Origin of the sequence: Actinomadura fibrosa, assembly GCF_900659615.1 — a bacterium.
GTDB classification, from domain to species: Bacteria; Actinomycetota; Actinomycetes; order Streptosporangiales; family Streptosporangiaceae; genus Spirillospora; species Spirillospora fibrosa.
Window position 1 is genome coordinate 1 of sequence record NZ_CAACUY010000460.1, and the last position, 3,497, is coordinate 3,497.

General features: G+C 75.5%; 5 protein-coding genes. 4 read left to right on the top strand and 1 reads right to left on the bottom strand.

The window, feature by feature from the left end; genetic code table 11:
• The 4 genes from E1300_RS51075 to E1300_RS48515 form a co-directional block, all read left to right on the top strand.
• A partial coding sequence (locus E1300_RS51075) for a hypothetical protein (protein WP_165503340.1) occupies window positions 1–305 on the top strand: 305 nt, incomplete at its 5' end.
• On the top strand, window positions 302–721 hold the full coding sequence (locus E1300_RS48505; protein WP_306440712.1) for a roadblock/LC7 domain-containing protein: 420 nt from the start codon (window positions 302–304) through the stop codon (window positions 719–721). The genes E1300_RS51075 and E1300_RS48505, both read left to right, overlap by 4 nt.
• A 6-nt stretch (window positions 722–727) precedes the next feature.
• On the top strand, window positions 728–1,099 hold the full coding sequence (locus tag E1300_RS48510; RefSeq protein WP_131764004.1) for a DUF742 domain-containing protein: 372 nt from the start codon (window positions 728–730) through the stop codon (window positions 1,097–1,099).
• Window positions 1,100–1,247: 148 nt separating this feature from the next.
• Window positions 1,248–1,799 (top strand): GTP-binding protein, encoded by a 552-nt coding sequence (locus E1300_RS48515; protein ID WP_370786258.1) that lies wholly within the window; start codon window positions 1,248–1,250, stop codon window positions 1,797–1,799.
• Here E1300_RS48515 and E1300_RS48520 read toward each other — a convergent pair.
• The gene (locus tag E1300_RS48520) at window positions 1,741–3,318 is read right to left on the bottom strand and encodes a class I adenylate-forming enzyme family protein (protein ID WP_131764006.1); all 1,578 of its coding nucleotides are present in this window, start codon (window positions 3,316–3,318) and stop codon (window positions 1,741–1,743) included. The genes E1300_RS48515 and E1300_RS48520 overlap by 59 nt on opposite strands.
• Between the last annotated feature and the right edge of the window lie 179 nt (window positions 3,319–3,497).

The window sequence follows — 3,497 nt, forward strand, 5'->3', positions numbered from 1 at the left end:
ACCCCGTCCCGGACTGGGCGCGGCGGAACCCGGCGCCGCCCGGGGAGCGTCCCGTCCTGACGCGGAGGCGGCGGCTCGCCAGCCTCGCGCCGGAACTGCGCGAGGCGATCGAGGCCCGCGCCGCCGCGGCGGCCGCGGACCCCGGGACGGACGGCGGCGACGAGACCGAGGCCGGGGACGGGGAGCCCCGGTCGGCGGAGGAGACCCGCGCCATGTGGGACTCCATCGAAGGCGGCTGGCAGCGCGGGCGTGCCGACGTCGACGAGAGTCCATGGGGAAGCCCGTCCGATGGGAGGACACCGTGACGCGTCCGGACAACACCGCCGAGTTCGGCTGGATGCTCGACGACCTGCGCGCGAGGGTGGGACCGGTGCGCAAGGCGCTGGTGCTGTCCCGGGACGGCCTGGTCATGGGCGCCTGCCGCGACATGACCCGGCAGGAGGCGGAGTACCTGGCCGCGCTGGCCGCCGGGTTCTTCAGCGTCGCGGTCGGCGCGAAGCCGCACCTGGACTCCGGGGAGGTACGGCAGACGATCATGGAGCTGGACGAGGGCCTGTTCTTCGTCGTGCCCGCCGGGACGGGCAGCTGCCTCGCCGTGCTCAGCGAGGCCGGCTCCCACGCGGGGCTGGTCACCTACGAGATGACGATGCTGGTCAAACGCATCCGGCGGCATCTGGCCGCCCGGCCGAGAACGGACCCGCTGGGACACGGCGCCAGGTGACCCGCGATGGGTTCCCGCCACGAGCGCTGGGTGGACGAGGCCGCCGGGCCCCTCGTCCGCCCCTACGCCATCACGCGCGGCCGCACGGGCCCGCGGGGCGAGCGGCTCGACCTCGTGACGATCCTCACCGGGACGGGGCGGCCCGTCCCGGAGCGGACGCGGCTGTCGCCGGAGCAGTACCGGATGCTCGCCCTGTGCCGGCGGCCGACGACGGTCGCCGACATCGCCTCCGACCTGGCGCTGCCGGTCGGGGTGATCGAGGTGCTGGCGGACGACCTGATGGACCTCGGGCTGCTGGGGGTGGCGCGCCCGGCCCCCGTCGGCCGGCCCGACATGGACACCCTGCGGAGGATCCGCGATGACCTACGTGCCCTCTGAGCCTGTTCTTCGGGCGGGAGCCCCGGGGGTCGGGGGGACCGCCCCCCGGGACGACACTGAGCCCGGTATTCAGCCGGGGGTCGGGGGGACCGACCCCCGGGACGACACTGAGCCCGCGCCCGCGGCCGGGCCGAGCTCGGCGTACAAGATCCTCGTCGCGGGCGGCTTCGGCGTGGGCAAGACAACGCTGGTCGGCGCCGTCAGCGAGATCCGCCCGCTGCACACCGAGGAGCTGATGACGGAGGCCGGGAGCGGGGTCGACGACATCCGGCGCATCGAGCAGAAGACCACGACGACCGTGGCGATGGACTTCGGGCGCATCACGCTGAGCCAGGGGACCGTCCTCTACCTGTTCGGCACGCCGGGGCAGGACCGGTTCTGGTTCATGTGGGAGGAGCTGTCGCGGGGCGCGCTCGGCGCGGTGGTGCTGATCGACACGCGGCGGATCGAGGCGAGCTTCGCCGCGATCGACTACTTCGAGCACCGCTCCGACCCGTTCATCGTCGCGGTGAACCGCTTCCAGGACGCCTACGACTACACCGCCGAGGAGATCCGCGACGCGCTCGACATCGCCCCGGAGGTCCCGATCGTCCTGTGCGACGCCCGCCGCCGCGAGTCCGCGAAGGAGGTCCTCGTCGCGCTCATCGAGCACGCGATGCGGCGCCCGGGGCATCCGGACGAGGCCCAGGCGTACGCCTGACGCCCTGCCGCGCCACCGCCTCGGCGGCCCGCCGCCGCAGCTCCGTCCGGTCGACCTTGTAGGTGGCGTTGACGGGGATGTCGTCGACCCAGACGACCAGGTCGGGTGCCTTGTAGTCGGCGATCCGCTCCCGGCAGAAGGCCCGTATCTCGTCGGTCGAGGGCACGGGCGCCCCGGGGACCGCCACGGCGAACGCGACGCCGACCTCGCCGATCACCGGGGCCGGGCCGCCGACGACCGCGGCCCGGCGGATCGCGGGATGGCGGAGCAGCACCCGCTCGACCTCGGCGGGATGCACGTTGTAGCCGCCGCGGATGTAGGCGTCGTCGGCCCGCCCGATGACCGTCAGCGTGCCGTCGCGGTCGAGCGAGCCGAGGTCGCCGGTCGCGATCCAGCCGTCCGGGCCCATCGTCCGCGCGGTGAGCTCCGGCTCGCCCCAGTACCCGCGCATCGACCCGCGCGACCGCACGTGGATCCGGCCGGGCTCGCCCGCCGCGAGCACCCGCCCGCCGTCCGCGCGGATCTCGGCCTCGACGTCGCCGAGGGGGCGGCCGACCGTCGAGGACACGACGCCCGCCGGATCGTCCAAGCGCGTGCCGAAGCACAGCGGCAGCTCGGTGGAGGCGTAGCGGACCACCACCGGGCAGCCGAGCCGCTCGCGCATCGCCTCGACCAGGGACGGCGGCACGCGCCCGGCGCCGGTCGACACCAGGCGCAGCGACGACAGGTCCGCCTCGGCGAGCCCGTCGAGCGCGACGAGCTTCTCCCACTGGGCCGGCACGCCCTGCCCCACCGTGACCCGCTCCCGCTCCAGCAGGTCGAGCATGCCGCGCGCGGTCCACTCGCGGCCCGTCAACACCAGCGCGGCCCGGTACAGGAGCTGGTCGTAGATCCGCGTCATGAAGGCCGCGTGGGCGAACGGCACCGGCATCAGCTTGCGGTCGCCGGGCGCGCTGAGCGGGCCCATGTTCCGCGCCATCGTGTGCAGGGCCTCGTGGTCGAACCAGGCGCCCTTGGGCGTGCCGGTGGTGCCCGTCGTCCAGACGATCACCGCGGGGTCGCCGGGCGCCGACGCCGCCACCCCGTCCAGCTCCGCTGTACCGTCGGCCAGGTCGCCGGGCCGGACGACGGCGCCGTCCGGACGGTCGGGCGGGAGCCGCGCGGGGTCATCGGTGACGGTCACGGCGGGCGCGGTGCGGCGCAGGATGTGCGCGATCTCGGTGGCGCCGAGCCGTGGGTTGGCGGCGGTCACGATCGCGTTGAGCCGCAGGCCCGCCAGGTAGCAGACGGCGAAGTCGGCGGACGACGGCAGCACGAGGCAGACGACGTCGCCCGCTCCGGCGCCGAGCTCCGCGAGCGCGGCGGCGGCGATGCCCGAGCGCCGCCACCACTCCGCGAAGGTGAGCCGCACGTCGCCGTCGACGAGGGCCTCCGCCGACGGAGCCTCCGCCGCGACGGTCTCGAAGAGCGCCGCGAGGGCGCGGGTGCCGGGAGCGGGATGCGATGGGAGAGCGGACAAGGCGGCTCCTCCGGGGCGGGACGGACCGGTGCGCGGCCGACCGGCGGCCGGGCCGGGCGGTGACGAGCAACCGGGCGTTGCGGTCAGCCGGGTGGTGGCGGTCAGCCGGGCGGTGCCAGGGCCGCCGACCGGACGTGCCGGACGGCGTCCTCCGGGTCGCCGCCGCGGGTGGCGGCGAC